Origin of the sequence: Methylobacterium goesingense, assembly GCF_022179225.1 — a bacterium.
Lineage (GTDB): Bacteria > Pseudomonadota > Alphaproteobacteria > Rhizobiales > Beijerinckiaceae > Methylobacterium > Methylobacterium goesingense.
Map to the genome: position 1 here is coordinate 1 of NZ_BPQL01000126.1, position 24563 is coordinate 24563.

23 protein-coding genes and 1 tRNA gene are annotated in these 24563 nt (G+C 69.8%); 9 read left to right on the forward strand and 15 right to left on the reverse strand.

Annotated features, from left to right (window positions below):
• The first annotated feature begins 474 nt into the window (after positions 1–474).
• The gene (locus tag MFF30_RS20000; protein ID WP_238281542.1) at positions 475–2361 is read left to right on the forward strand and encodes an autotransporter assembly complex protein TamA; all 1887 of its coding nucleotides are present in this window, start codon (positions 475–477) and stop codon (positions 2359–2361) included.
• Entirely contained in the window at positions 2361–6731 is a 4371-nt protein-coding gene (locus MFF30_RS20005) for a translocation/assembly module TamB domain-containing protein (RefSeq protein ID WP_238281491.1), read from the forward strand. The genes MFF30_RS20000 and MFF30_RS20005 overlap by 1 nt, the downstream gene beginning before the upstream one ends.
• Before the next feature lie 49 nt (positions 6732–6780).
• On the opposite strand, the gene MFF30_RS20010 is transcribed toward MFF30_RS20005, so the two are convergent.
• Positions 6781–6981, reverse strand: a complete 201-nt coding sequence (locus MFF30_RS20010) for a hypothetical protein (protein ID WP_238281493.1) — start codon at positions 6979–6981, stop codon at positions 6781–6783.
• A 126-nt stretch (positions 6982–7107) separates the two neighbouring features.
• On the opposite strand from MFF30_RS20010, the gene MFF30_RS20015 reads away from it, so the two are divergent.
• Both MFF30_RS20015 and MFF30_RS20020 read left to right on the forward strand, forming a co-directional pair.
• A complete protein-coding gene (locus MFF30_RS20015) occupies positions 7108–7611 on the forward strand; it encodes a peptide deformylase (RefSeq protein WP_238281495.1) in 504 nt (167 codons plus the stop codon).
• 86 nt (positions 7612–7697) lie between these two features.
• The gene (locus MFF30_RS20020) at positions 7698–8108 is read left to right on the forward strand and encodes a hypothetical protein (RefSeq protein WP_238281497.1); all 411 of its coding nucleotides are present in this window, start codon (positions 7698–7700) and stop codon (positions 8106–8108) included.
• Between the two features lie 319 nt (positions 8109–8427).
• Here MFF30_RS20020 and MFF30_RS20025 read toward each other — a convergent pair whose 3' ends face one another.
• The 10 genes from MFF30_RS20025 to MFF30_RS20070 all read right to left on the reverse strand — a co-directional run bounded on the left by MFF30_RS20025 (position 8428) and on the right by MFF30_RS20070 (position 14525).
• Positions 8428–8637 carry a hypothetical protein gene (locus MFF30_RS20025; RefSeq protein ID WP_238281499.1) on the reverse strand — a complete coding sequence of 70 codons (210 nt, stop codon included), beginning with the start codon at positions 8635–8637 and terminating at the stop codon, positions 8428–8430.
• A 160-nt stretch (positions 8638–8797) separates the two neighbouring features.
• A complete protein-coding gene (locus tag MFF30_RS20030; RefSeq protein ID WP_238281501.1) occupies positions 8798–9472 on the reverse strand; it encodes an HAD family hydrolase in 675 nt (224 codons plus the stop codon).
• A 74-nt stretch (positions 9473–9546) separates the two neighbouring features.
• The gene (locus MFF30_RS20035) at positions 9547–9831 is read right to left on the reverse strand and encodes a hypothetical protein (protein ID WP_238281504.1); all 285 of its coding nucleotides are present in this window, start codon (positions 9829–9831) and stop codon (positions 9547–9549) included.
• Positions 9832–10064: 233 nt separating this feature from the next.
• A complete protein-coding gene (locus MFF30_RS20040; protein WP_238281506.1) occupies positions 10065–10508 on the reverse strand; it encodes a DUF2934 domain-containing protein in 444 nt (147 codons plus the stop codon).
• 83 nt (positions 10509–10591) lie between these two features.
• Positions 10592–10852, reverse strand: coding sequence for a hypothetical protein (locus MFF30_RS20045; protein WP_238281508.1), 261 nt, complete (start codon positions 10850–10852; stop codon positions 10592–10594).
• Positions 10853–10956: 104 nt separating this feature from the next.
• A complete protein-coding gene (locus MFF30_RS20050) occupies positions 10957–11358 on the reverse strand; it encodes a hypothetical protein (protein ID WP_238281510.1) in 402 nt (133 codons plus the stop codon).
• Positions 11355–11795, reverse strand: coding sequence for a hypothetical protein (locus tag MFF30_RS20055; RefSeq protein WP_238281512.1), 441 nt, complete (start codon positions 11793–11795; stop codon positions 11355–11357). The genes MFF30_RS20050 and MFF30_RS20055 overlap by 4 nt, the downstream gene beginning before the upstream one ends.
• Before the next feature lie 212 nt (positions 11796–12007).
• Positions 12008–12463: a hypothetical protein gene (locus tag MFF30_RS20060; RefSeq protein ID WP_238281514.1), complete on the reverse strand. Its 456-nt coding sequence runs from the start codon at positions 12461–12463 to the stop codon at positions 12008–12010.
• Positions 12464–12510: 47 nt separating this feature from the next.
• Complete coding sequence (locus MFF30_RS20065; RefSeq protein ID WP_238281516.1) at positions 12511–13782, reverse strand: class I SAM-dependent RNA methyltransferase; 1272 nt, start codon at positions 13780–13782, stop codon at positions 12511–12513.
• On the reverse strand, positions 13779–14525 hold the full coding sequence (locus MFF30_RS20070; protein WP_238281518.1) for a TlyA family RNA methyltransferase: 747 nt from the start codon (positions 14523–14525) through the stop codon (positions 13779–13781). Before MFF30_RS20070 ends, MFF30_RS20065 begins: the two co-directional genes overlap by 4 nt.
• Positions 14526–14768: 243 nt before the next feature.
• Here MFF30_RS20070 and MFF30_RS20075 point away from each other — a divergent pair, with 243 nt between their 5' ends.
• Positions 14769–16316 carry a CYTH and CHAD domain-containing protein gene (locus MFF30_RS20075; RefSeq protein WP_238281520.1) on the forward strand — a complete coding sequence of 516 codons (1548 nt, stop codon included), beginning with the start codon at positions 14769–14771 and terminating at the stop codon, positions 16314–16316.
• Between the two features lie 21 nt (positions 16317–16337).
• Here MFF30_RS20075 and rlmB read toward each other — a convergent pair whose 3' ends face one another.
• Positions 16338–17165 carry a 23S rRNA (guanosine(2251)-2'-O)-methyltransferase RlmB gene (rlmB, locus tag MFF30_RS20080; RefSeq protein WP_238281522.1) on the reverse strand — a complete coding sequence of 276 codons (828 nt, stop codon included), beginning with the start codon at positions 17163–17165 and terminating at the stop codon, positions 16338–16340.
• A 160-nt stretch (positions 17166–17325) separates the two neighbouring features.
• On the opposite strand from rlmB, the gene MFF30_RS20085 reads away from it, so the two are divergent.
• The 4 genes from MFF30_RS20085 (at position 17326) to MFF30_RS26020 (ending at position 19969) form a co-directional block, all read left to right on the forward strand.
• Positions 17326–17401: transfer RNA gene (locus tag MFF30_RS20085), tRNA-Glu, on the forward strand.
• A gap of 126 nt (positions 17402–17527) precedes the next feature.
• Complete coding sequence (locus MFF30_RS26235) at positions 17528–17833, forward strand: transposase (protein WP_373320955.1); 306 nt, start codon at positions 17528–17530, stop codon at positions 17831–17833.
• Complete coding sequence (locus MFF30_RS20095) at positions 17755–17967, forward strand: hypothetical protein (protein WP_238281544.1); 213 nt, start codon at positions 17755–17757, stop codon at positions 17965–17967. Before MFF30_RS26235 ends, MFF30_RS20095 begins: the two co-directional genes overlap by 79 nt.
• A gap of 367 nt (positions 17968–18334) precedes the next feature.
• Positions 18335–19969, forward strand: coding sequence for a calcium-binding protein (locus tag MFF30_RS26020; RefSeq protein WP_283205921.1), 1635 nt, complete (start codon positions 18335–18337; stop codon positions 19967–19969).
• On the opposite strand, the gene MFF30_RS20110 is transcribed toward MFF30_RS26020, so the two are convergent.
• Genes MFF30_RS20110 through MFF30_RS20120 form a run of 3 tightly spaced genes read right to left on the reverse strand, consistent with a single transcriptional unit; the run spans position 19926 to position 24455 of the window.
• Entirely contained in the window at positions 19926–21623 is a 1698-nt protein-coding gene (locus tag MFF30_RS20110) for a lipopolysaccharide biosynthesis protein (RefSeq protein ID WP_238281524.1), read from the reverse strand. The two genes, MFF30_RS26020 and MFF30_RS20110, sit on opposite strands and share 44 nt — an antisense overlap.
• Positions 21616–23031, reverse strand: a complete 1416-nt coding sequence (locus MFF30_RS20115; RefSeq protein ID WP_238281526.1) for an O-antigen ligase family protein — start codon at positions 23029–23031, stop codon at positions 21616–21618. The genes MFF30_RS20110 and MFF30_RS20115 overlap by 8 nt, the downstream gene beginning before the upstream one ends.
• 41 nt (positions 23032–23072) lie before the next feature.
• Positions 23073–24455, reverse strand: a complete 1383-nt coding sequence (locus MFF30_RS20120; protein WP_238281528.1) for a glycosyltransferase family 4 protein — start codon at positions 24453–24455, stop codon at positions 23073–23075.
• Positions 24456–24563 lie beyond the last annotated feature (108 nt).

A 24563-nucleotide genomic window follows, 5' to 3' on the forward strand; every position in this document is an offset into this window, starting at 1 on the left:
AGGTGCTGACGTCGGACAGCGTCCGCAAACCAAGTGGCGATTCATTCGCCATGGTCTCGGCGAGGGCGGCCTGTGCGTTGATCATGACGCACCCCCCTGGGTTCGAGCCGCTCCGAGAGGCGTGGGATGGCGGTGGTCCCGGTACACATCCAACCTCGAAAGCGGATGCGGTCGCCCTGGGCGCGATGCCCGCCAAGGTTGCTGTGTGGAAGCCTGACCGGTAGTCTGAAAGCCGACACATTTGCGCACGACTGAACTTAACGGCTTGGACACGGCCCGGCGGGATCATGCGCGCTGGGATCAGGACAGGGATCGCATGACCGAGATTGCGGCGCGGCCGGCTTCACACCGGATCGCCCATTCGTGAGGCGGATTCGGGGGCGAATCCACAACACGTCGATCCTGCGGCTCGCACGCGCCGCGTGGCCGGTCGCTGCCGGTCTCGCCGGCGGCGCGGTTCCGGTCGCGCCGGCACTGGCGTTCGATCTCTTCGGGCTGTTCGCCTCCGAGGAGGAGCCGCCGGCGCCGAGCGCCGGTGCGCTGCCCTACACGGTGAAGTTCCAGGGCGTCGACGACGAGGACGTCCTGCGCGCGCTCCAGGACACCTCGACCCTCCATCGGCTTCGGCAAGAGGCCCCGCCGGACGGAGAGGGTCTGGTGCGCCGCGCCGAGGCCGATCTGCGCCGCCTGGCCGATGTGCTCTCCGGATACGGCTACTACCAGGGCCGCGTCGCGATCCGGATCGACGGCGTCGCGTTGGCCGGCGAGCCCAGTGTCATCGTGGCCGCCCGCGCGGCGGAGGCGTCGCGCGGGCGTGCCCTCGTGCCGGTGAAGGTCGTGGTCGAGCCCGGTCCCCTCTACACCCTGCGCTCCATCGCGGTGCGCGATCCGCGGGGAACCGCCTTTTCCGAGGAGATCCTTCCCGAGCGCTTCACCCGCGTGGGCGAGGACGTGCCGGCCCGCTCAGCCACCGTGCTGGCCCGCGAGGCCCGGATCGTCGACCGGTTCCGGTCCCTCGGCCATCCCTTCGCCAAGGCCGTCACGCGCGACCCCGTCGTCGACGATGCGGCCCACGTCATGGACGTGACCTACACGGTCGACCCGGGACCGATCGCGGGCCTCGGCGAGGTGGCGGTGCGCGGCACGAAGGACATCGACCCGGCGGTGGTCCGCTCCTTCATCTACGCGGAACCGGGCGACCCCTACACGCCCAAGGCCGTCTCGGACATTCGCCGCTCCGTGGCCAAGGTCGAAGGCCTCGGCTCCATCCGCGTGCGCGAGGGCGAGGCCCTGGACGGCGCGGGCAATCTGCCGATCTTCGTGGACGTCACCGAGCGCGAGAAGAACCTGATCGGCGTCTCGGCCCGCTTCTCCACGGTCGATGGGCCCGGAATCCGGGCCTACTACGCCAACCGCAACCTGTTCGGGGGCGGCGAGACCCTGCGGGTCGACGCGGACATCTACTACCTCGGCAACGACCTCTACGCGAAGCAGCGCAAGGCCGCCGGCATCGATTCGAACGGGCTCGGCGGCCGGCTCTCCGCCACCTTCGTCAAGCCGGCCCTGTGGGGCACCCGCAACGACTTCATCGCCAACGTCTTCGCGGGCCGCGAGGCGCAGCAATCCTACGTCAGCGATGCGGCCGGCGGCACGGTGGCCCTGCGCCACCGCTTCTCGGACACATTCTTTGCGCAGGTCGGTGTGGACGGTCAGGCCGGGCGCTCGCAGGACGCGCTGGGCAAGGTCGATTACCGCCTGATCGGCGTGCCGGTCTCGGTCGGCTACGATTCCACCGATAATTTGCTCGACCCCACCGAGGGCGTGCGGCTGACCGCTTCGGCGACACCCTATGCGGGCTTCCTCGGGTCCGACCCGTCGATCTTCGTCGCCAAGGCGCAGGGCTCGACCTACTACGCCTTCGACGACGAGGGCCGCTACATCCTGGCCGGTCGCCTCGGCTTCGGCTCGATCTCGGGGGCGAACCTCGAGGAGATCCCGGCCAATATCCGGTTCTTCGCCGGTGGCGGTGGCTCGGTGCGCGGCTTCCCCTACCGGACGCTGGGGCCGCGCGGACCGTTCAACCTGCCCATCGGCGGCCGCAGCCTGCTCGAAGCCTCGGTGGAGGCGCGCATCAAGGTCACCGACACGATCGGAGTGGTGCCGTTCATCGACGCCGGCACGGCCTTCGCCGGCAGCCTGCCCGATTTCGACGAGCGCATCCGCTACGCGGTCGGCCTCGGCCTCCGCTACTACACCGGCATCGGCCCGATCCGCGTCGACGTCGCCTTCCCGATGGACCGCATCAAGGGCAATCACGAGCGCCCCGTGGCCCTGTACATCAGCCTGGGACAATCCTTCTGATGGGATTTCGGACCTCACTGAGCTCCTGGGTATCGACCCTCCCTCGTCTCCGGGGGAAAGTCCGTTTCGCCGCCGCCGTCCTGTGCGTGTCCGTCCTGGCGACCGGCCCGGCCACCCGCACCCACGCCGACGAGGGCGAGAAGACGGTGCTCGGCGGCCTGCTCTCGAAGGCGCTGTCCACGCCGGGCTCCCGCGTCGCCATCGGGGCCGTCGACGGCGCCCTGTCCTCGGACGCCACGATCCGCGACGTGGCCATCAGCGACGCAGGTGGCGTCTGGCTGAAGCTCGACCGGGCGCGCCTCGTCTGGCGCCGTCTCGCCTTGCTCTCGGGCCGGCTTGAGGTGGAGACCCTGGAGGTCGGCCGCCTCGAAGTCATCCGTCGGCCCCTCCCCGCCCCGGTCTCGGCCACTCCGGAGCCAGACGGGTCCCTGCTGCCGGACTTGCCGGTCAAGGTCGAGGTCAAGGCGTTCAAGCTGGCCGAACTCGTGCTCGGCGAGGCCCTGGCCGGGCAGCCGGCGCGCCTGTCCGCCGCCGGCCGCGCCCGCCTCGGCGCGCCGGCCGAAGGGCTCGACCTCGACCTCAGCGTGCAGCGCCTCGATGCACAGGGCCGGTTCGGCGCCCGCCTGCTCTTCGTACCGAAGGGCGAGACCCTCGAACTCAAGGCCACCTTGGTCGAGCCAGCCGGCGGCCTACTCTCGAAGGCGGCGAACCTCCCCGGCACGCCCCCGATCAATCTCGATCTCGACGGGCGCGGCACTCTGGACGCCTGGAATGCCCGCCTCGATTTCGATGCCGGGCCGGAACTCGGCGCCAAGGGCTCGGCCCGGATCTCGCGCATCGGCAGCGAGCGGCGCCTCGCCCTCGATCTCGCCTCGCGCATCGAGGCACTGCTGCCGGGGCCGGCGGCGGCGATCTTCTCCGGCACCACCAAGCTCGACGCGGGCCTGCGCTTTGCCGACAGCGGCGCCTTCGGCATCGATCGTCTCGAACTCGCCTCCCGCACCGCGCGCCTTGATGCGCGTGGAACCCTCAGTGCCGACCGCATCGCCGACTTCCTGGTCTCCGCCCGGGCCGTGCCCACTGAAGGCGGGATGACACGGGCGGCGGATGCCGAACTCGACAGCCTCGTCTTCGACGGCACCCTCAAGGGTGCGATCGCCCGCCCCACCGTGAACGGAACCCTGAAGGCCGCTGGCCTGCGTGCCGACGGCAGTGCCCTGGAACGGATCGAGGCCGATATCGCGATGCTGCCGTCCGGGCCGGAGCCGAGTGCTGCCCGCTTCGCCCTCTCGGCCAACGCGAAGGTGGATGGTCTGCGTCTCGCCGACCCGGCGCTGCGCCGGGCGATCGGGACGCGGGCGGCCTTGACCTTCCGGGGAACGCTCCAGCCCGACGGCGTCGTCGAGGTGGCCAAGCTCGACCTCGACGGGCCGACCGCGCGGGCCTCCTACGCGGGCAAGGTCGGACAGAACACGCTCACCGGCGTCCTCGACGCGGCGCTCCCGGACCTGACGGCCTTCTCCGAGTTCGCCGGCCGGCCCCTGGCCGGGGCTCTCACGGCGCGCGCCGGCTTGAGCGGCGATCCGGCCCGCAAGGCGGTGACCGCCGATGTCGATCTGCGCACGAGCGGCCTCGCTCTCTCCTTGCCCGCCCTCGATCGCACCCTCGGCAACACTCCGCGCTTCAGCGGCCGTCTCTCGCAGGTCTATGACGGCTACGCCTTCGAGGGCGCCCGCCTCGAGGGGGCCGAGATCGTCGCGCGCCTCGAAGGCCGCGCCACCGCCCGCCTCGCAGACGCCAAGCTCGTCGTGGACCTGAAGGACCTCGCGACCTTCGATCCGAAGCTCGCCGGCCGCGCCCTCCTCGACGGGCGCCTCACCGGCACCCTGGAGAAACCGGACCTCACCGCGACGCTCACCGCCTCAGAGGCCCGCGCCCTGGGGCGCCCCCTGCGCGATCTGCGGATCGAGACCGCCGTGAAGGACCTCACGGGCGCCCTCGACGGAACCCTTCGCCTATCCGGCGATGTCGCGGGCAAGCCCTTGCGCGGCGACGCGCACCTCGCCCGTCCTACGCCGGACGCGTGGCGTCTCGACCGGCTGGCGTTCCAACTCGGATCGGTCACCCTCGACGGCGATGTGGCCCTGGATGCCCGCACCCTCTTGACGCAAGGGGCCCTGACCCTGTCGGCGGGCAACCTCGACGATCTCTCACCCCTCGCCCTGACGCCGTTGGCTGGCGCTCTCGATGCCTCTGTGACCTTGTCCCGCGACGGCGGCCGGCAGGATGCGGCGATCCGTGCGAAGGGCGGATCGCTGCGCGTCGGCGAAATCGGCCTGTCGCGCCTCGACGCGGATCTCACGGGGCGCGATCTGACCGGGCGGCCCGTTATCGACGGCCGTGTGAACGCCGACCGGCTCGTTGCCGCCGGCCAGAGCCTGGACACGATCCGCCTCGCCGCCACAGGGGCGCCGAACGCAAGCGACATCACGCTCTCGGCCAAGGCACGCGGATTCGACCTCGACGGTGCCGCGCGCCTCGTGCCCGGCGAGCGGACCCGCATCGACATCGCGCGGTTCTCCGCCGCACGCGGCGGCGACCGGCTGGCGCTCGCCGGACCCGCCAGCGTCACCCTGGATGCCGGAACCGCGCTGATCGAGAACCTCGTGGTGGCCGCCGGCAGCGGCCGTGTCAGCCTCTCGGGACGGGCCGGCCGCGACCTCGATCTCAAGCTCGGCATCCGCAGCCTGCCCCTGGCGCTCGCCCGGATCGCCTCTCCCAGTCTGGCGCTCACCGGCACCCTCGACGGCGAGGCCGACCTGCGCGGTTCCGCGAGCCGGCCGGAGGGCCGCTACGCCTTCACGGTGGCACGGCTCGTCACGCCAGAGACCCGCAAGGCTGGCTTGCCGCCGATCGAGGCGCGTGCCAGCGGCACGGTCGGCGAGGGCCGCGCCGGGATCGACGGACGCGTCTCGGCCGGGCGCGGCGCGGAGATGACCGTCTCCGGTTCGCTGCCCGTCGCGGCGGGTGGCGCCCTCGCGGTGAAGCTGCGCGGCACCCTCGATGCCGCCTTGGCCAACAGCTTCCTCAGCGTCGGCGGCCAGCGCGTGGCCGGGCGGATCGCCCTCGATGCCGGCGTGACGGGAAACCTCGCCGCGCCGCGGGCCGAGGGTGTCGCCACCCTCACCGGCGGCTCCTTCACCGATCCGCTCCAGGGCATTCGCCTCACCAACATCGAGGGCCGCGTGACCGGCCGCGGCGACACCCTGGTGGTGGAGCGCCTGACGGCGCAGACCCGCAACGGCGGCGCCCTGCGGGGCGACGGCCGCGTGGCTCTGGAGCCCGGCGCCGGCTTCCCCGGCACCATCCGTCTCACGGCCGAGCGGGCCGAACTCGTCTCCAGCCCGCTGATGACGGCTGTTGCCAGCCTGAATCTCGCCCTGACCGGACCGCTCGCCCGCACGCCGAAGGTTGCGGGACGGATCGATCTCGTCTCCGTCGACGTGTCGGTGCCCGACCGGCTGCCCGCCACCGTGCAGCCGCTGCCCGAGATCCGCCGGATTAACACCCCGCCCGACATCCGCGCCCGACTCGACGCGCGCTCGGATCGCCGCGCCAAGATCGCGGCCCTCGGGCGCAAGGGCCGGAAGGCGGCGCCGCCCTTCGATGCGACGTTGGATGTCGCCGTGAACGCGCCGAACCGGATCTTCGTGCGTGGGCGCGGGATCGATGCGGAACTCGGCGGATCGCTGCGCCTCACCGGCTCGTCGCGCGATCCCGTGGCCACGGGTGATTTCGAGATGCGGCGCGGCCGGTTCAGCGTGGTCGGCCAGCGGCTCGACTTTACCCGGGGGCGCCTGACCTTCGGCGGCGAGATCGCCACGCCCGAACTCGATTTCATCGCCGAGACCAAGGCCGCGGAGGTGACCGCCCGCATCGCGGTCACCGGACCGGCTAACCAGCCGAGCTTCCTCCTCACCTCGGACCCCAGCTTGCCGCAGGACGAGGTACTGTCGCGCCTGCTGTTCAAGAAGGCGTCCGGCGGCCTATCGCCGTTCCAGGCGCTGCAGCTCGCGCAAGCCGTGGCCCAGTTCTCGGGCGGGGCCGGCGGCGTCGACGTGTTCGAGCAGGCACGCAAGGGGCTCGGCCTCGACAGCCTCGACGTCTCCACCGGGGCCAGCGGCGGACCGGCGCTCGGCGCCTCGCGCTATCTTAGCGACCGACTGAGCGTCGGCGTGAAAGCGGGCGCCAAGCCCGCCGATACGGCCGCGACGGTGGATTACGACGTCACGCGCCGGATCAAGATCCAGGGGGAGGCCGGCAGCGACGGCCGCACAGCGGTCGGTGTCGGCGCCGAGTGGGAGTATTGAGGAGCCCGGTGCCGCCCGCCGGCGCGAGCCGGGCGGGCGGCACGCGTCCTCACCGCATCAGCCAAAGGGACTGGCCGAAGCTGCTCAAGGGGTCGTGGAAATGGGTGACCAGAACGATCGCCCAAAGCGTGCCCAGCACGGTGGCGAGGCTGAGCACGATGACTTCGCCGGATTCGCGCCCTGCTTCGAGAAAGTGCCGGCTCGGGCTGGCCGTGACCTTACGGTTGCGCTTGGGATGACGATCCGTCATTGCGTCTCCTGATAGGGTTGGCTTCGTACGAGGCGCCGCAAGGCCCGGGCCAAGCCGGCCGCCGGCTCATCTCGCCAACCCGGTCCTCGCGGACCCGTGACCGCTCGAACTCTCGGAACGTCGCCGGTGTCCGACCCAGCCCTGCTCCTCTACCCCGACCCGCGCCTTCGTCTGGTGGCGGCGCCCGTCGAACACTTCGACGATGAACTCGAGGGGTCCGTGCGCGATCTCGAGGCCGTGATGCGGGCCGTCTCGGCCCTCGGCCTGACGCTTCCGCATATCGGCCGCCTCCAGCGCGTGGTGATCCTGCGCATGGAGCCGGGCGATCCGATCACCCGCTACGTCAATCCCGAGATCGTCTGGGCGTCGCCCGAATTCGCACCCCAGACAGAGGGCAGCGTCTCGATGCCGGGCATTATGGACGTGGTCGAGCGCGCCGTTGCAGTCCGGGTGCGATACCGCGACCTGTCGGGCGCCGTGCACGAGGAGGCGGCGGAGGGATTCCGCGCCGCCTGCCTCCAGCACGAGATCGACCAGCTCGACGGCATCTTCTGGATCGAACGCCTGTCGCGCCTGCGCCGGGACCGGGCGATCAAGCGCTTCGCCAAGCTGCGGCGCGCGGAGGGCTGAGCGCCATTCCCCTTCCCCCGGTGGTGCCCTAGAATCCGCAGGGTTCGTCGCGGCCGAGCGAAACGGCATCGCGACAGGGATGCCAGATGTCTTCGCTTCGCCTCCTCGGCCTCGTCCCGCTCCTCGCGGCCTGCCTGCCGGCCGTGGTGTCCGCCGCTCCGGCCCCGAACCCGATCGTCGGGTGTCCCTCCCTGGTCAACCTGCGCATGCTCCTGCGCCAGACCAAGTCGGATATGCCCGCCGCGGCGGCGCTGCTGGGCAGTGACGGTACGGACCACCTTGGCTGCACGGTGCTCGCACGCGAAGCGGTGACGGCCCTTCAGGAACACCTGACGCTGAACGGCAACGCCTATGATTGCGTGACCCTGCGCAACACCAGCGTCTGCCACTGGGTCGTGGCCGGCGCGGTGAACCTCAGTGAAGCTCTGCCGAAGGCGCGCGGCGACAAGAGCCGACCGACCGAGAAAGCGCCCGCGCAGGAGAAGGCACGTCGATGAGGACGAGAATTCCGGTGATTCTCAGCGCGATGCTGGTAATGACGGCCGCTCGCGCAGAGGCACCCGCCGTCATCGCCTGCGACACACTGGTGTCGCTGCGCGTCCTCATGGCAGCTGGAGGGCATGATGCCATGGAGAGCGCCCTGCCCCGGCATCGAAGCTGCCGGACAATTTCCAGGGATCGTATCGGAGCGCCGGAACACCGGGCAATGGTGGGCGGGGCACCCTTCGAGTGCCTCGCGGTGGCCGGCGAAAAGGACTGCGCCTGGGTCGTCCCTTGAACCGCCCGGGGCCTTGGTCGACCCCGGGGTGAAGCCGATCAGACGCTCAAGGGGGCGCCGATGCGGGCGCGCAGCACGTGGCGGAGGTTCTGGTTGGCGGAGGCGTCCGCGTCGAGGGCCGCCATCAGGCGCAGCAGCCGGCTGATCGGCGTCGTGCGGTCCTGGACCGCCGACTGGATCTGCATCTGGAGCGGCGGCTGTTCGCCGATGGACTCCGACTTCAGGTTCGTTTGGGCCGGCTGGGGCATGGTCCGCGGATCCGAGACGTGATCATGCGCGATCACGGGCGGCTCGCTACGCCATCGGATGCGCCCACGCCAGAGTTTTTTGCCATCTATCCATAGCCGGCACGCAATCCTGCCCTGCGGGCGGGACGAAATGCCGATTCCTGGGGACGATTCGCGCGATTTAACGGGCTAGGGGCGAATCGTCGAAGCTGGCGTGAAGGTCCTGAGGGTCCTGGTAGATCGCGATGCAGCCTGCACCCTTGAGGTCCGCTTCGGGGAAACCGCCGCACCGGACGCCGATGGTGCGCAGCCCGGCCCGCGTGGCCGCCTCGGCATCATAGGGCGTATCGCCGATCACGAGGACGGCATCCGGTTTGATCGGCGCGAGTTTCTTGAGTGCCGCCTCGAAGATGTCGGGAAAAGGCTTCGAACGCTCCACGTCGTCGGAGCTCACGACGGCATCCACGAGACCTGCGATACCCAGCAGCTCCTGGTATTGCTCGACCTCCTCGGCCTTGCCGGAGGAGCCCAAGGCCACGGTAAGGCCCCGGGCGCGCAGATGCCGGAACAATTCGGGGACGCCGGCGAAGGGCTTCACCCGGGACAGGTATTCGCGCTTGAACAGGTCGGAGCGGTAGGCCTCGATCTGTTTGCCTTCTCGTTTCACGCGCTCCGCGTCGAGGAAGACCGGCAGCAGCTGTTCGCCGCCCTTACCGATCTGGCTGCGTGCATCGGCGTGGGACACCGCGACGCCGAAATGCGCGAACGCATCGACCCACGCTTGCGCATGCAGGTCCACACTGTCGAGCAGCGTCCCGTCGATGTCGAAGATCACCGCCTGGACGGTCTTAGCCATGGTCTGATCCCGAGCCTTCTACGGTGTCGCCCGGGCAAACAGCCGGTGCGTCCGGCTGTTCCGACGTCAGCCGATCAGCGCGGAAAGATGTTGAGCCCGTCGTCGGGCAGGAGATTGCGGGCGGGGCCACCCGTCTGCTGGCCGCGTCCCTGCTGGTAATAGGGCAGCTCGGGACGGCGATCGTTGTCGCTGCCGGAATCGTATTCCCAGCTGCGGCTCCAGGGTGCACGGCCGCCGACGCCACCGGTGGCATCCACGTCGAGGACCAGGGGCGCGCCGCGATACGCGGGGCCTGCCACCGCGCCGATGGGTAATCCGGCCAAGCTGACCGCCAGAAGGGTAGAGATCGTGGTCCTCATGGGAGCCTCTCGCGGAACGGACGGGGCGCCGCCATCCAGGTGGCTGCGCGGGATCACTCTGCGCCGACAACGGCCAAGGTGCTGCTTCGTTCCGGGACGGGACAAGCGGCCAGCGCCAAAGGAAAAGCCCGCGCCTCGGGTCTCGAGGCAGCGGGCTTTGCAGATTCGATACGACGTGATCGGCGAAGGCCGCCGCGCGTCCGCGCGCCGAGACCTTCGCCAGACGGGTAAGCCTAGTGAACGCTGGCGACGGCCTCGGCGCGCGGGCGCGCGGCGGCCTTCGGTGCCCGGGCCTTGGCGGCCGGCTCGGCCTTCACCGAAGGGGTCTTGCCGGCAGCAGGCTTGGCCGCGACCGACTTCGCAGACTTGGCCGGCTTCGGCGCGACGTCAGCCGAGGCCTTGGCGGCGGCGGTCTTCACCTTGGTCTCGACCGTCGCGGTCACGCTGCGGGTTCGGCTCGGCTTCGCCTTAAGCGACCCAGCGAGGACCTGGGCGGGGCTCGGCGCGAGCGTGATGTCCGGCGCGGCGGTCTGGACCTGCAGGGGCGCCGGGCTCAGGCTCGCCCGCAGCTCCGCCTCGGCCTGAAGCCAGTGGGCCTCGGCCCGGCCGAAGATACGGCCTTCGCCCTCCCAGATGAAATAGGCGCGTTCCCGCACCTGTTGCTCGCGTTGGCTCATCACACGCTCCTTGTCCTTGCGGCCCGATCGTTCGGCCAAAGGATGAAAGCTCGTGGTTAAGAGGTGGTTAAGGAACTCCGGCGCTATCGCTTCGACAGGCGACGGACGTTCGCCCTGACCTTGCGCCGGTAACCGGCCACGACGCGGGACGTGGAACCGCCCGTGGCGATGAGCAGGGCGGCTTCGTTGGCCGCCATGATCTTCTCGGTGACCATCCGCTGCGCCTCGGCCTGCGCGGCGCTGCCACCGAGCGAGAACATCGCCAGCCGCATCCCGATCACCTGCTGCGATTCCATGGCGAGCAGCGTCGCGTCCATGCTGAGCTTCAACCACGAACCGAACATGCAGGGGATCTCCAAGGGGGGATAGCGGGAGGTCGAGGCCGGGCCGCGCGTGTTCGTCGCGGCGCGGCCGGCCTCCCACGAGACATCGACCGAGCAGGCGGTTTTTAGTCGAACAGGCGATTTTTGGCGCCGGATCCGCCGAGGCTGATCTTCTTCGTGCCCGAGCCGCCGAGGCTAATCTTCTTCGGTGGCGCGACGGCCGGGCTCGGCGTCGCGGGGCGGGCAGGCTTGAGGCGGGACTGGCCGTAGACGACCGAGCCGATCTCGTCCGCGACCCGGACGAGGTCCTCGCGCTCGCATTCCCGCGCCACGCGCAGGCCGAGTTGGTGCATGTGGCTCTTGCCGTAGAGGTAGACCGCGAGGCGCGCCCGCGTGGTCGTCGACATCGCCGCCAGGATCTCCGGCAGGTCGTCGGCGTCGGCCCGGTAGACCTGGCCCAGGAGATCGAGGGAGACCGGGCAGTCCGGATCGGGAACGGCGCCGCTGGTCGGATGAGACTGGGTCATGGAGCGTCTGCTTGTGCGAGGGGCTGGATCGGCGCGGCCGGGGGACCGGCCGCGATGGTAGCGACGCCGTCCGCATGCGGAGCGGACGGGCTCGGCGGGGGCTTCGCCGGGATGGGCTCGGCCGGACGGGGCGTTGGAATGCATCCCGTACAGACCGACGCGATGGCGATTCGCGATCGCGCCTCGGCCCGCTGCCACACCGCTTCACTGCGCGCCCGGGCTGCCCGGATGATCTCCTCGTCAGAGGAGCCCGCGCCGCCGAGACCGGCGGGCGTATCCCCCGCCGGGCGGATGCGCAAGAACAACGGCGCTTGCACCGACGGCTCCTGCGCCGACGCGCCGCCGATGCCCTGCATCATGACAAGCACGAACCCGGCGATCGCCGGAACGAAGCGGATGGAACGCGGCATCGGCTCCTCGGCGGATTCGGCGGCCAAGCGCTCGCAGAGCGCGCGGGGTGAAGCTTTCCCGGAACAGGGTTAACACGACCTGAAGCGAACGCGATGCCGCAGCGGCACGGCGTCGAATCGACGGCGTGTTGCGCTGCACCTAGACGACGGCACCATGGAACCGAACGTCTATCTCCTCATGGCGGCCGCCCTCGCCTATTCCGGCTACATGCTGATCGCGATGCGGTCCTGAATTCACGTCAGCGGGCATCGTCCTTGTCGATCACCGCGCAGGCGGTGACCGGGCTTCCGCTGGAATTCGACAGCGAGCAGGTGACGAGGGCATTGCCCGCATCGACGTTGCTGTGCCGCGTCGTCACGGCGGCCTCGCGAGCCTTCTGACCAGCTGCCGCGATCACGTCGGCCGCGATCCCCGTGGTGGCATGGCCGGCGCGGCCGAACAGTGGGAAGTAGGCCTCCGGGAGGCTCGTGCCGCGGAACTGCACGCCCACGGCCGAGAGCTGCCCGCACGCCAGCGTCATCCCGATGCCGTCGGTTGCCTTGAGTTCGGCGAAGTCCGCCGTTCGCTTCACGAGGGTCGCCTGTGTGCCGGCGACGACCCGGTCAATGAGATCGCCGCAGGCATCCGCCTTGGCGGGGCCGGAGAGGGTGAAGAGCCCGGCGACGAGGCCGGAGGCGAGGATGAGCGCGCGCATGGGCCATCACCTAATGGCCGTGCGCACTTTGTCGAGCTTGGGCCCGCTCAGAGCCGCTTGCGAGGCGGACGCGGACGTCGGAACACGCCCACCACCTCGACATGCCCCGAATAGGCGAACTGATCGATCGGCGTGACCGCCTCCAGGGTGTAACCGCCGGCGATCAGCGTCGCGGCATCGCGGGCGAACGTACCGACGTCGCAGGCGACCCCGATGACGAGGGGTACCTTCGATTCGGCGATCCGTGTCGCCTGGGCGCCCGCCCCCGCCCGGGGCGGATCGAACACCACGGCGTCGTAGGTCTCGAGTTCGAGGGGCAGCAGCGGCCGCCGGAACAGGTCGCGCCGCTCGGTGGTGACCTGACGCAGGCCCGGTACGGCGCGCACCGCCCGGTCGAGGCTCGCCAGGGCGGCGGCCTCCCCCTCCACCGCGTGCACGTCGCGCGTGCGTGCCATCGCGAGGGTGAAGGGGCCGCTGCCGGAAAATAGGTCGACCACGCGCTTTGTCTTCTTGTCGAGGGCGGCCACGACGGCCTCTGCCAGCACGGCCTCGCCGGCCGCCGTGGCTTGCAGGAACCCCCCGGCCGGCGGCACCAGCCGCAGGCCCGAGGTCGTGATCGCGGGCGCCCGGCGCTCCACCAGAACCTCCCCGTGCAGGCTGAGCCGGGCCAGGTCGAGGTCGCTCGCCAGCCGCACCAGGGCGGCGCGCACGCCCTCCGCGGCCGGTCCGTGGCCGCGGATGTCCACATCGAGCCCGGCCTCGGTGGCCGTGAAGCCCACGTCCAGGGGCTTGCGGCCGTGCCCGAGGGGGGCGCTCAGCGCCTCCGCGACGGCGGGCGCCCGATGCAGCTCCGGCACGGTGATGGGGCATCGGTCGATCGCAACGAGGTCGTGGCTGCGGGCAGCCATGAGCCCGGCCTCGGCCCGGCCGTCCACGGCGCGCACGTGCAGCGTGAGGCGTCGGCGGCCCTCCCCGCGCGCGTCGATCAGCGGTGCCGGTTCCACGGCGAGGTGCGCCTGGGACAGCGCCTGGACGAGCTGGCCGTGCTTCCAGGCCGCGTAGGGCTCCGGCGCGAGGTGCTGCACGGCGCAGCCGCCGCAGGTCCCGAAATACGGGCAGAAGGGGTCGATCCGCTCGGGCGATGCGCGCTCGATGGCAACGAGTTGCGCCCGGGTGCCGGCGCGCCGCACCGTGACGCGCTCGCCCGGCAGCGCCAGCGCCACGGCGGTGCCGTCCTCGGCCATGCCGTCGCCCCGCGCCCCGAGGCGGCGGATCTCCAGGGTTTCGGTCGGGAGGGTTTCGTTCGGGGTTTCGGTCATGGTGGGGAATCCAGGCGTGCCCCGATCAGGAACTCGCGGTTGCCGTCGCCGCCGGTGACGGGCGACGGGATCAGGCCGAGGATCGTCATCCCCGAACCTGCGATGAAGGCCGATAGCGCGTCGCAGATCTCGGCGTGGATCTCCGGGTCGCGCACGATCCCGCCCCGGCCGATCCGTTCGCGTCCCGCCTCGAATTGCGGCTTGATCAGCGCCGCGAGGACGGCCCCGGGGGCCAGCAGAGGCAGGATCGCCGGCAGGACGAGGCGTAGCGAGATGAAGCTCACGTCGATGGCGCAGAGGGCTGGTGCTATCGGGATCGCATCTCGGTCGAGGCTGCGCGCGTCCCGGCCCTCCAGGGAGGTCACGCGCGGGTCGCTCCGCAGCGTGGCGTGGAATTGCTCGCGCCCGACATCCACGGCGTAGACATGCGCGGCTCCCCGCGTGAGCAGCGCATCGGTGAAGCCGCCGGTGGACGCCCCGACATCGAGGCAAACCAGGCCCGCCGGATCGATCCCGAACGCATCGAGGGCCGCCACCAGCTTGAGGCCGCCCCGTGAGACGAAGGGGTGCGGCGCGCGGGCGCTGATGCGCGCGTCGCGGGCGAGAAGGTCGGAGGGGCGCGTCACCGGGCGGTCGTCGGCCTGCACGAGGCCTGCCGCGATGGCCGCCTGCGCCCGTGCCCGCGTCTCGAAATGACCCTGCTCGACCAGCAGCCGATCGGCCCTGAGCCGCTCCCGATTCATCGATACGCCCAACGAGACTGCCCGAACCCGGCCCTGGCCGGTGCCCTGCGCTACACCACAACGTCCGCGCGGCGAACGAAAATCGTGAAGATTTCGGTCGCCGAAGGCCCGAGCGGTGCTCCATACAGGACGGGAACGCGCCTGACTCCGCGCGGAACGGTTGCGCTCCCACCGGCTTTTCCCGGTTTCCGGGCCGTGCGATCCATCGAGGCCGGCGGGTCAGGCCGACGAGCAGGACGAGACATGGACGCGCCACGGGAAATCGAACTGAAACTGCAATGCGAGGGCGCCGACCTCTCCGAACTGGCCCGCCATCCCTTTCTGCATTCCGCGGAGCCCGAGCATTCGGCGTTCCTGACCTCGACCTACTACGACACCGCGGCGGGCGATCTGCGGGCGGCCGGTCTCACCCTGCGGGTCCGCCGCGAGGGCGAGGCCTATCTCCAGACGGTCAAGGTCGCCTCGAGCGGAGTCGGCCTCTTCGACCGGCCCGAGTGGGAGGGGCCCGTCGCCGATGCGCAGCCCGACCTCGCGCAACTGGCCGATACCCCGGTGCCCGCCCTCCTCGACACGGTGTCCGACCCGGCCCTGGTGCCGTTGTTCTCCACCTTGGTTGAGCGTCGGAGCCGCGCGATCGCCTACGGGGCCTCGCGCATCGCGGTGGCGTTCGACCAGGGTCGGATCGAGACGCCGAACGGCGACGCGCCGCTGTGGGAGCTGGAGCTCGAACTGGCGGAGGGCCGGCCGGAGGATCTCTTCACCCTTGCGCAGGCGCTGGCCGAGACCGTCCCGTTACGCCTCGGCGCCCTGAGCAAGAGTGCCCGCGGCTTCGCGCTCGTCGACGGCACATTCCGGCGCCCGAGCAAGGCTGGGCCCGTTCGCCTCGCGCCCGAGGACACGGCGGGCGACGCCTTCCGGGCGATCGCGCAGGCCTGCCTCGCGCAGCTGCGCCGGAACGAGGACGTGTTCCTGCACAACCACGATCCGGAGGCGCTGCATCAACTGCGCGTCGCCCTGCGCCGTCTGCGTTCGGCCTTCACGCTGTTCAAGCCGGTGCTCGCCGAGGATTCGACGGCCGCGCACCTGCGGACCGAGATCAAGCGCGTGACCGACCCGTTCGGGCATGCGCGCAACCTCGACGTCTTCCTGGCCGAGACGTTGCCGGCTGAGATCGCCAAGCGTCCCGACGAGCCCGGTCTGGAGGACCTTCAGGCCCGCCTCGAAGCCGAGCGAACCCGCGCCTACGACGCGGTGCTCGCCATCCTCGAATCGCAGGAGTGGCGCAGCCTGATCCTCGACCTCGCCGGCTGGCTGGAGAGCGGGGCCTGGCGCACCCTGCCGGACGCGGGCGAGCGGGACAGGCCCGCCGAGGCTTATGCGGCGGATGTGCTGGACCGGGCGCGCAAGCGCATCGCCAAGCGCGGGCGTCACCTCGACCGTCTCGATCCGGAGGCGCGCCACCGAGTCCGGATCGAGGCGAAGAAGCTGCGCTACGGCGCCGACTTCTTCGCGAGCCTCTTCGCGGACAAGAAGGCCCGCAAGCGCCACAAGGCCTTCGCAGCGGCCCTGTCGGACTTGCAGGACCATCTCGGCGCCCTGAACGACCAGGCCACCGCCCACACGGTGCTGGCCAGCCTCGTGGTCTCGCCGGATCATCCCCCTGTGGCGAGCGAGACGCTGTTCGCGGCCGGTCTGGCGGCCGCCGACAACGAGGCCGATGCGCGCAAGCTCCTCAAGGCCGCCGCCGAAGCCCATGGCGACCTCATCGACGTGAAGCCCTTCTGGCGCTGAGAGCCCGGTGGGGCGTGGCCCTCAGCCCCGTGGGCTGAGGGCATAGAGGGTGATGGCGGCGGCGTTCGAGACGTTGATGCTGCGGATCTCGCCGCTGAACGGGATGCGGGCCAGCACATCGCAATTGTCGCGCGTGCGCTGGCGCAGGCCCTTGCCCTCGGCGCCCAGTACGATCACCGCCGGCCGCTTCGGACCGATGCTGTCGAGGGCGGTGTCGGCGTCCGAGTCGAGACCGATCCGGGTGAAGCCGCGCTTGCCGAGGTCAACCAGGGCATCCGACAGGTTACGCACCACGATCAGGGGGACGTGCTCCAGGCCGCCGGAGGCGGATTTGGCGAGGACGCCGGTGGCGTTCGGCGAATGCCGGGCGGTGGTGATGATGCCCGCGACCCCGAAAGCCGCGGCCGTGCGAACGATGGCGCCGACATTGTGCGGATCGGTGATCTGGTCGAGGGCCAGAAGCAGAACGTCGTCGCCCAGGTCGTCGAGGTCCGGCCCCGGCAGCGGGTCGGCCTCCAGGTAGAGGCCCTGGTGCACGGCGTCCGGCCCGAGCAAAGCGTTGATGGCGCTGGGGCGCACCATCTCCGGGTCGATCCGTAGGGTGCCGATCTCCTCGGTGAGCCGCGCCATGGCGTTCTCCGTCGCCAGGAGGCGGTGCAGCTTGCGCCCCTCGTTGGCGAGCGCCTGCGCCACGGGATGCCAGCCGTACAGCACCACGTGGTCGCCGGAGGCGGCCGCCACGCTCGCTGCCCCACGCTGATTCTGGGCCGGCCCGCGCCGGTAGGGCCCGCGCGCGAAGCCGGGCTTGGTCGTCCTCGGGCCCGGCGGGCCGTCGCGTCGCGTCGTCATGGATCACTGGTTCCGCTGTCCGGCCGCCACGGAAACGATGGGCACGCCGATGGAGATCCCGACAAACCGGCCGCGGCCAGGTTCGTCAAGCGACAAACGAGTTGCCCGAACCCCGTTGCCCCGGCGAAGGAAGCCGCATATAGAACCCCTCGCCGCAGCAGCGCCCTTCGTCTAGCGGTCCAGGACGTCGCCCTTTCACGGCGAAAACACGGGTTCGATTCCCGTAGGGCGCGCCAGCAGGCCTTTACCTCTCCCCATCCTCTGCAACGTCGTGATGGTCGCGAAGACGTTCGCGTTTCGATAGGCATTCGACTGCGCCGTGTTTCCAGGCGGCTCCGGCTCTTCGGATGGAGCCTGGACGAATGCCGAAGCGCGGCCCACCGTTTTTGCCCGAGCTTCACGAGCGCGCGGCTGCCGTCGATGGCGACGGCCATCGTGAAAAACTCGGCGTGGATGTCGGTCCTTCCGCGGCCGAGGCGTTCTGGACCGCATTCCTGCTCAAGCTCACCCGACGCGGCCGAGGTGCCGTGTCGCGCGGTCTGCGATCAAGCGAGCCCCGAAGTTCCCCGAGCCAGCCGCGCCGATGGATATGGGCGACCCTGATGCGTCGGCCCGCCCACGCTTTCCTCCTGAGCAGCGGAACACACCCCACAACACGAACCCGCTGAAGCGCTTCGCCGGCGCGACCCTGCGGAAACCGGACGACGACAGGGCCGTCCAGTGGTCCCTCGCGATGATCCTGGACGGCATCGCTCCGATCGAGGGCGATCTCTCCGTCGGCTCGACCATCCTCGCAGTCTGATCCTCCCGGCCCGAGCGGTGATCGTGGTGGACCGCCGAGAGCAGCGCCACGTCCCGTGGCACGAGCTCGAGCGAGATCACCTGCATGCGAGCGAGGACACATTCTGGCCACATCGGACCTTATGAACTGTTATTGCCTAGCTAATCAAATACAGAAAGGTAGTAAGAATTTAATCAAGAGACATATACGCACTTACTAGGATATTATTTCTAGTAATCAGAGAAATCCAAAGCTTATATCTCGGTGTGGTTCGGATCGATTACGCCTAAAATCATGAATATAAGCAAAACATGGGATAATTGTCGATTTTACGAGCGCACGACTAAGCGCCGCCCTGCAACCAAACTTCGCTCAATGAAAGTTATTGATGGCCAATACATTTTACGTTTCTCCGACCGGCTCGGACTCTCAATCGGGCACGTTGGAAAGTCCTTTCGCCTCACTGGAATATGCTCACGACAGGGCACAACCCGGTGACACGATCCTTCTCCGCGGAGGGGTCTACACGCCGCTTTCAAGCATCGATCTGACGAAAGACGGTGTCAGCGGCAAGTTGATCACAGTCTCGAGCTACCCTGGCGAGCACGCCGTCTTGGACGGCTCTCGTATGCCTGAGGGCGAATACGTTCTGAATATGAAGGACGCGTCCTGGAACCACCTCGTCGGGATCGAGATCCGCAACGGTCCCGAAGGTGGCTTGATCATGCAGGGTGACTCGCACGACAACATCATCGAGCGGCTCGACGTGCATAACAACGGCACGCTTTCGGAGTGGGATGGCAAGGGCGTCTCGCTCTACGGAGCGGGCGGCAACAACCTTCTCCTGAACAACGACTCGCATGACAATCACGACCTGCGCGGTGACAACGCCGACGGGTTCCAGATCAGCAGCACCGGCCAGGGCAACGTGCTGAGTGGCAATCGCGCCTGGAGCAACTCGGACGACGGTTTCGACCTGTTCAACGTACAGGACGGCACGCAGGCCGGGACGGTCCGCCTGGAGAGCAACTGGGCATTCGGCAACGGCGTCGATGCCTCGGGCAACCATGTGGGGGACGGCAACGGCTTCAAGCTCGGCGGCCAGCGTCCGGGCGCGGGGAGCGAGTCGGGGGGGCACACCCTCGTCAACAACGTGGCCTGGGACAATCTGGGGAGCGGGTTCGACGAGAACGGCGCCACCGCGCCCACCACACTGGATGGCAACACCGCCCACGACAATGGGAGCTACAATTTCGGCTTCTGGGAGCAGAACAACACGTTCCAGGGTGACGTTGCTTACGGCTCCGGCAAGCTCGCAGTCTCGGGCTCGTCCACCGGCAGCTCCTGGGACGCCAACGCGGCGCCCGTTACGGTCGATGCGATGACCGATGCCGAAGGCCGCGCCGCGCGGGGCAGCGACGGGTCTTTGCCGGGCATGTCCGCCGCGACCGCGACCGCGACGGAGACGGTCACGGCCCCGACCTCCGCCGCGACGGCAACCGCGACCGCGACGGAGACGGTCGCGTCCCCGACGTCCGCCGTGGCGTCTGTGTCGAACACGCCCGCGCCCGTCGCACCCAGCAGCGAGGACGTCACGAAGCATAAGGTGACCGGCACATCCGGTGACGACATGCTGTACGGCACTGCGTCCGCCGACCGGATCTCGGGCGGGGCCGGGAACGACGTGCTCCACGGGGGCGCCGGCGACGACATACTGAGGGGTGGTTCCGGCAACGACGTGCTCTTCGGTGGTGGCGGGAACGATGTGCTCCACGGGGGGCGCGGTGCCGACACGTTCGTGTTCGGGGCCGTGGCCGGTCAAGTCGGCGGGACGGCGACCGTGCGCGACTTCCAACCAGGCCTCGATAAACTCGCGCTCACAGACGGGATCACGCTCGCGTCGTTCCACGCGTTCGACAGCCACGGCTCCGGCGCGCACAACCTGGCGCTCGACTTGAGCGATGGTCAGAGCATTCACGTCATGGGCGTGACCGAGGCCAGCCCGTGGGACTGGTTCGCCTGATCGGCGCGAGACCGGGGGCCGGGGCGACCAGCCCCGCCGCTTGAGGCTCAGGGTCGCCGTGCGACCTGCCCGGCGAGCGAAGTCTCTCCAGCAGCCACCGGACGAGGGCAGCCGCCCTCGTCCGGTCGGAGGCAGAGAGGAGGAGACCCCAGGATAGCCCGGCATAGCCGAGCGACAGGGCCGTGGCCGTCATGGCGAGCGCTGGCCAGGTCCTGGGCGGCCAAGTCGTCGCGATCAGGAACCCGGACAGGGACAGGCCGACGAGCATGAGTACGCCGCCCGCGAGCGGGCGGATGAAGACCCAGGGCGACAGGCCGAGTACGCGGGCGGCGCAGGTGGAGAGCACGGCCGTGTTCCGTAAGGTCCAGACGAACGCGCAGGCGCCCGCCACGCCCGCGACGCCCCAGCCGCCCCAACGGGCCGCGCTCACCGCCAGCACGATGTAGGCCACACCGCACGCGACGGTCACCAGCCCTTGCAGACGCATCTTGTCGTAGGCCGTGAAGATGTAGCCGACGGGGCGAAGCGCCAGATTGATCGTGAGGTGCCCGACGAGCAGCGCCAGCACGATGTGCATGCCGGCGAAATCCGGTCCGAGCCAGAGCGTCAGCAGGGGCTTGCCCAAACCGCAGATCAGGCCGGCCGGCAAGGCGAGCCCGAGCGCCAGGAGCCGCGCTGCATCGGTGACCAGATTCCGGATGCCCTCGGTGTTCCGGGCGGCGTAACGCGCCATGATGAGGGGCGCGAGCAGGGGCAGCACGATCTCCGCAACGGTGTGGACGAGGAGCGGAATGAGCAGGATGGCTCCGTAGCGCCCCGTCGCCTCCGGCCCGAACATGAGGTTGATGACGAGCAGATCGGCGTGCATCAACATGAGAAGGCCGAGCATGTTGATTGCGGACCAACCCGTCATCCGGAAGAGCCGGCGCACGCAGGCGTGGTCGGCTGCCCCGGGGGCGAAGCGCAGGGTCGGCGTCAGGTGGCGCCAGACCGCGACGTCGATGGCGAGCCCGAGGGCCGCGGAGGCCATCAGACCGGCTCCGACGTGCCACAGGCTCGCGGGCCAGAGGGCGAAGCAGACGGCAACGACCCCGATGCGCGCCGCCATCGACGCCCCACGCCCCAGATTGCGCAGGTCGAAGCGGTGGGCGATGGCGCTGGACGTACTGAAAAGGCCCGTCAGCAGGCCAGCCAGTAGGGTGCAGGCGGTACCTGCGAACAGGAACTGCGTCGCGCGGTCCAGGCCGGGCGGCACAGCCAGCGTGTAGGGGAGCAGGAGGGTGAAGGCACCGAACGGAACCATCAGGAGGCCGCAGGCCAGGAGCGTGAGCAGCGAAGCGCTAGCGAAGGTTCGACGCGCCGCTTCCGCGTCGCCCCGGTTCAAGTCGATGGCGAGGTAGCGGAAATAGGCGGTGTAGAGGCTCTCCGAGACCACGATGGCGTACATCACCACCGAATTCGCCAGCGGCACCATCCCGTAGGCGGCCACACCGAGATGACGCACCAGGAACGGCACGTACCACAGCATGAGTCCCGTGCTCAGGACGAAGTAGGCCAGGTTGGAGGCGACGTTCACGCCGAAGCGGTGCGTGGTGGCGCCGTCGTCCGGACGCGGCAACCCGGGCGGAGTGGCTGGGGGCGCCGGCTCAGACACTGGACGTCCCTCCGCCGGCCCGATGTTGTCGCGGCGCCTTCGGGCCTCCGCCCCTGGCAGCCGTGAGGTGCGCCGGGATGAGCATCAGCGCGAGCAGCAGGATCAGGGTCGGGTGGTGCTTCATCCCCCCCGCCTTGAACCAGGATACGACGAACCCCACCGCGACCCCGATCACGACCGGATAGTAGCCGGGGGGGGCGCCGAGGCCGAGCCAGCGGCGCCGGGAGGTCGCGAAGGTCCAGACGGCGCTGCCCAGCATGAGGACGTAGAGGACGAGACCGAACAGGCCGGTATCGACGGCGATCTCCAGGAACGGCTGGTGGCTCGGTAGGTCGATGCGATGATTGAACGTCCCGGTCGCGGCGGCCATGTAGGCGTGCAGAGCGAAGGGACCGTTCCCGACCCCTCCGCCGGTCCACGGGTGATCCCGGATGAAGTCGAGGCTCGCGGCCCAGAGGGGGGCCCGCCCACCCAGTTCACTCCCCTCCTCTTCCCCGACACGGTGCAGGACCACGTCCAGAACAAAGGGCGCCACCACGAGCAGGGCGACCAGAACACCGAGGCCGGCGATGCCCCAGGGGCGCACCGAGCGGGAGAACAGGAACAGGAACAGGACGATGAGAAGGGAGAGCGCGCTGCCACGCGATCCGCTCAGCGCGACGAAGGCCAGGGTGAGCAGGAGGTAAACGACGCTGAGGGCCATCAGCACCGCACGCCGGCCGCCGCTGGCGCGCATGACGGGCCACATGGCTCCCGGAAGTCCCACGATGAGCAGGATTCCATACATGTTCTCGTTGATCCCCAGCACCTGAAGCCGGGTCGTGAAGTCGTAGCTGGTCAGCGTGACCGTGAAGAGGCCGGCGAGGATCAGAAGCCAGCCGGCCAGCCCGAGAGTGAGCATCAGGGCATCGATGCCCTCGAGCGACCGTGTGCGTTGCAGCAGTAGGAAGAGCAACAGGAAGGACATTGTCCAGGCGATGAGGGCGCGCCGGCCCTCGACGAGGTCGGGCGCCCACAAGAGCGAGATGCTGGCCCACAGGATGCAAATCCCGAGGAGCAGCAGCGTGCCGTTCCACGCCATCGGATCCCGCCGCAGCCCGTCCGCGAGAAGCCACGAAGCCAGTGCCGCCAGGCATGCTCCGTTGGTGGCCAGGGTGTGGAACGGTTCGACCTGAAGCGCGGGCGGCATCACCAGCAGGACGAACCAGCCGTGAAGCGAGAGGCTCGGACGAACGATCAGAAAGAGGCCTGCCGTCCCGGCCGCCGCGCCCGCGATCAAGAGCAGCGACAGGTCCGGGATCGAGGCTGCAAAGAGCACCAGGGCGGCCGCGAGAACGGGTGCGGCGAGGAAGGCCAGGGCGATCAGGACAGACGCGCGACTCGGTCTTGAGGCGTATGTGATGGCCATGCGGGCTCCGTGCGGGCTCGAGCTGATGTCGCGACCTGGCTTCAGCGTACTTCGTCGAGGGATCGCGCCACTCCGGTCGGGGCCGGGGCCGCATCACCTGCGGATGCTCCACCGACGGGGCGCCCCTGCGGGCGGCCAGGGCTGGCGGCCAAGGCGCCCAGCGCCGCGCAGACCACGTCGCTGCCGTGCCAGCGGCGCACATAAGCGAGGCCGGCCTTGCCGAGGCTGCGGTTCAGCCGATCGTCGAGCGCCAGACGCAGGATGTCCTCGCGCAGGACCGTCATGGAACGGCTGACCCGCCCGAGCCCGCGTTCACGAATCACGCCCCCGGGGTCCACGCCGAGCGAGACCACCGGCACGCCCATCGACCAGGCCTCCAGCATCGTGTTCGGGAAGCCCTCCCTGTCGGAGGTGTTGACCAGGACGCGGCTGCGCGCGAGGCAGTCCAAGACGTCCTCGGTGCGCAGGGCGCCGAGCCATTCGAGGTTGGCCAGCGTGGCCATACCCTCCTCCAGGGGGATGCGAGCCCGCTCCTCCACCGTCGGGTCGAACCCGCCCACCACCGCGAAGCGCATCCCCGGTAGCGACCGGGCCAGGTCCAGGAACAGGTCCAGCCGCTTCTCGTGGCGGATCTTGGCCACCCACACGACGTCGATGACGGCCGCTTCGAAGGGGCGCGGCTCCTCGCGTACCCTGCGCACGAGGTTCGGTACCCATGTCAGGCGGCTCGCCGCGGCAGGGCCGGCCAAGACGGCCTGATGCCGATGCTGGACTGCGATGACGTGTGCGCTGCGCAAGCCGAGGCCGTACAGGGGCGCGTGGAACCACCGCCGGTGGTCGTAGGCCGTCCGGGCATCGGCGTGCGCATCGTGGGCCAGCGCGTAGACGAAGCGCGAGCCCGGTTGAATGCGCGCGTACAGACCCATCAGCCACAGGAAGTCGTCGGGCAGGCGCGCGTAGAGCCCGTCGGGCCGGAGACGTTTGAGGGTCCGCCAGAAGCGGACGAGGCTCGCCGGGCGGCGCCAGGCCGGGGCCGCGTCGATGCAGGTGATACCAGCCACGATCCGGTCGGGCGCTGGCTTCCCACCCTCGCCGTAGATCATCGTGACCGCGTGGCCACGCTCGGAGAGCGCGCGTGCCAGGTGGGCCACCTGGGCTTCCGCACCGCCTGCGGAACGCGAGTCGCCGAGGAGCGTGTCGAGCGAGCGGAAGCCTGGTGAGAAGAAGCACCAGCGCCGGTGTGCCCCTTCCGCTTCCGTCACGGAGGGCGGGGAAGCAACCGTGGCCTGAGGCATGCCGGAGGCCGCGTCGTGGGCCGTACCGTGGGCCGAAGCCGCTTCGTGCGTCGGGTTCTGAGGCCGTTCCGGATCGAAGGCTTCGGGAAGGCGGCGGGCGTGCGCCCGGTCATAGGAGGTGCTCGGCATCGGCGCTCCTCATCGCCCGGATCCCCAGGTTCACTCGATGTCTCGAGGTCGGGCTTGGCGGTCTCGCACTGGAGCCTGCTTAGTCGGCAGGTCGGCTCCCGAAGTGAT

Excerpts from the sequence above, each read along its gene's own strand:
- MFF30_RS20035 (WP_238281504.1), bottom strand. The coding sequence starts at position 9,831 with ATGAGGACCACGATCTCTACCCTTCTGGCGGTCAGCTTGGCCGGATTA.
- MFF30_RS20115 (WP_238281526.1), bottom strand. The coding sequence starts at position 23,031 with ATGGCCATCACATACGCCTCAAGACCGAGTCGCGCGTCTGTCCTGATC.
- MFF30_RS26235 (WP_373320955.1), top strand. The coding sequence starts at position 17,528 with ATGCCGAAGCGCGGCCCACCGTTTTTGCCCGAGCTTCACGAGCGCGCG.
- MFF30_RS20060 (WP_238281514.1), bottom strand. The coding sequence starts at position 12,463 with ATGCGCGCGCTCATCCTCGCCTCCGGCCTCGTCGCCGGGCTCTTCACC.
- MFF30_RS20045 (WP_238281508.1), bottom strand. The coding sequence starts at position 10,852 with ATGTTCGGTTCGTGGTTGAAGCTCAGCATGGACGCGACGCTGCTCGCC.
- MFF30_RS20095 (WP_238281544.1), top strand. The coding sequence starts at position 17,755 with ATGGGCGACCCTGATGCGTCGGCCCGCCCACGCTTTCCTCCTGAGCAG.
- MFF30_RS20025 (WP_238281499.1), bottom strand. The coding sequence starts at position 8,637 with ATGCCCCAGCCGGCCCAAACGAACCTGAAGTCGGAGTCCATCGGCGAA.
- MFF30_RS20020 (WP_238281497.1), top strand. The coding sequence starts at position 7,698 with ATGTCTTCGCTTCGCCTCCTCGGCCTCGTCCCGCTCCTCGCGGCCTGC.
- MFF30_RS20070 (WP_238281518.1), bottom strand. The coding sequence starts at position 14,525 with ATGAATCGGGAGCGGCTCAGGGCCGATCGGCTGCTGGTCGAGCAGGGT.
- MFF30_RS20005 (WP_238281491.1), top strand. The coding sequence starts at position 2,361 with ATGGGATTTCGGACCTCACTGAGCTCCTGGGTATCGACCCTCCCTCGT.
- MFF30_RS20065 (WP_238281516.1), bottom strand. The coding sequence starts at position 13,782 with ATGACCGAAACCCCGAACGAAACCCTCCCGACCGAAACCCTGGAGATC.
- MFF30_RS20030 (WP_238281501.1), bottom strand. The coding sequence starts at position 9,472 with ATGGCTAAGACCGTCCAGGCGGTGATCTTCGACATCGACGGGACGCTG.
- MFF30_RS20075 (WP_238281520.1), top strand. The coding sequence starts at position 14,769 with ATGGACGCGCCACGGGAAATCGAACTGAAACTGCAATGCGAGGGCGCC.
- MFF30_RS20120 (WP_238281528.1), bottom strand. The coding sequence starts at position 24,455 with ATGCCGAGCACCTCCTATGACCGGGCGCACGCCCGCCGCCTTCCCGAA.
- MFF30_RS20040 (WP_238281506.1), bottom strand. The coding sequence starts at position 10,508 with ATGAGCCAACGCGAGCAACAGGTGCGGGAACGCGCCTATTTCATCTGG.
- MFF30_RS26020 (WP_283205921.1), top strand. The coding sequence starts at position 18,335 with ATGGCCAATACATTTTACGTTTCTCCGACCGGCTCGGACTCTCAATCG.
- MFF30_RS20010 (WP_238281493.1), bottom strand. The coding sequence starts at position 6,981 with ATGACGGATCGTCATCCCAAGCGCAACCGTAAGGTCACGGCCAGCCCG.
- rlmB (WP_238281522.1), bottom strand. The coding sequence starts at position 17,165 with ATGACGACGCGACGCGACGGCCCGCCGGGCCCGAGGACGACCAAGCCC.
- MFF30_RS20050 (WP_238281510.1), bottom strand. The coding sequence starts at position 11,358 with ATGACCCAGTCTCATCCGACCAGCGGCGCCGTTCCCGATCCGGACTGC.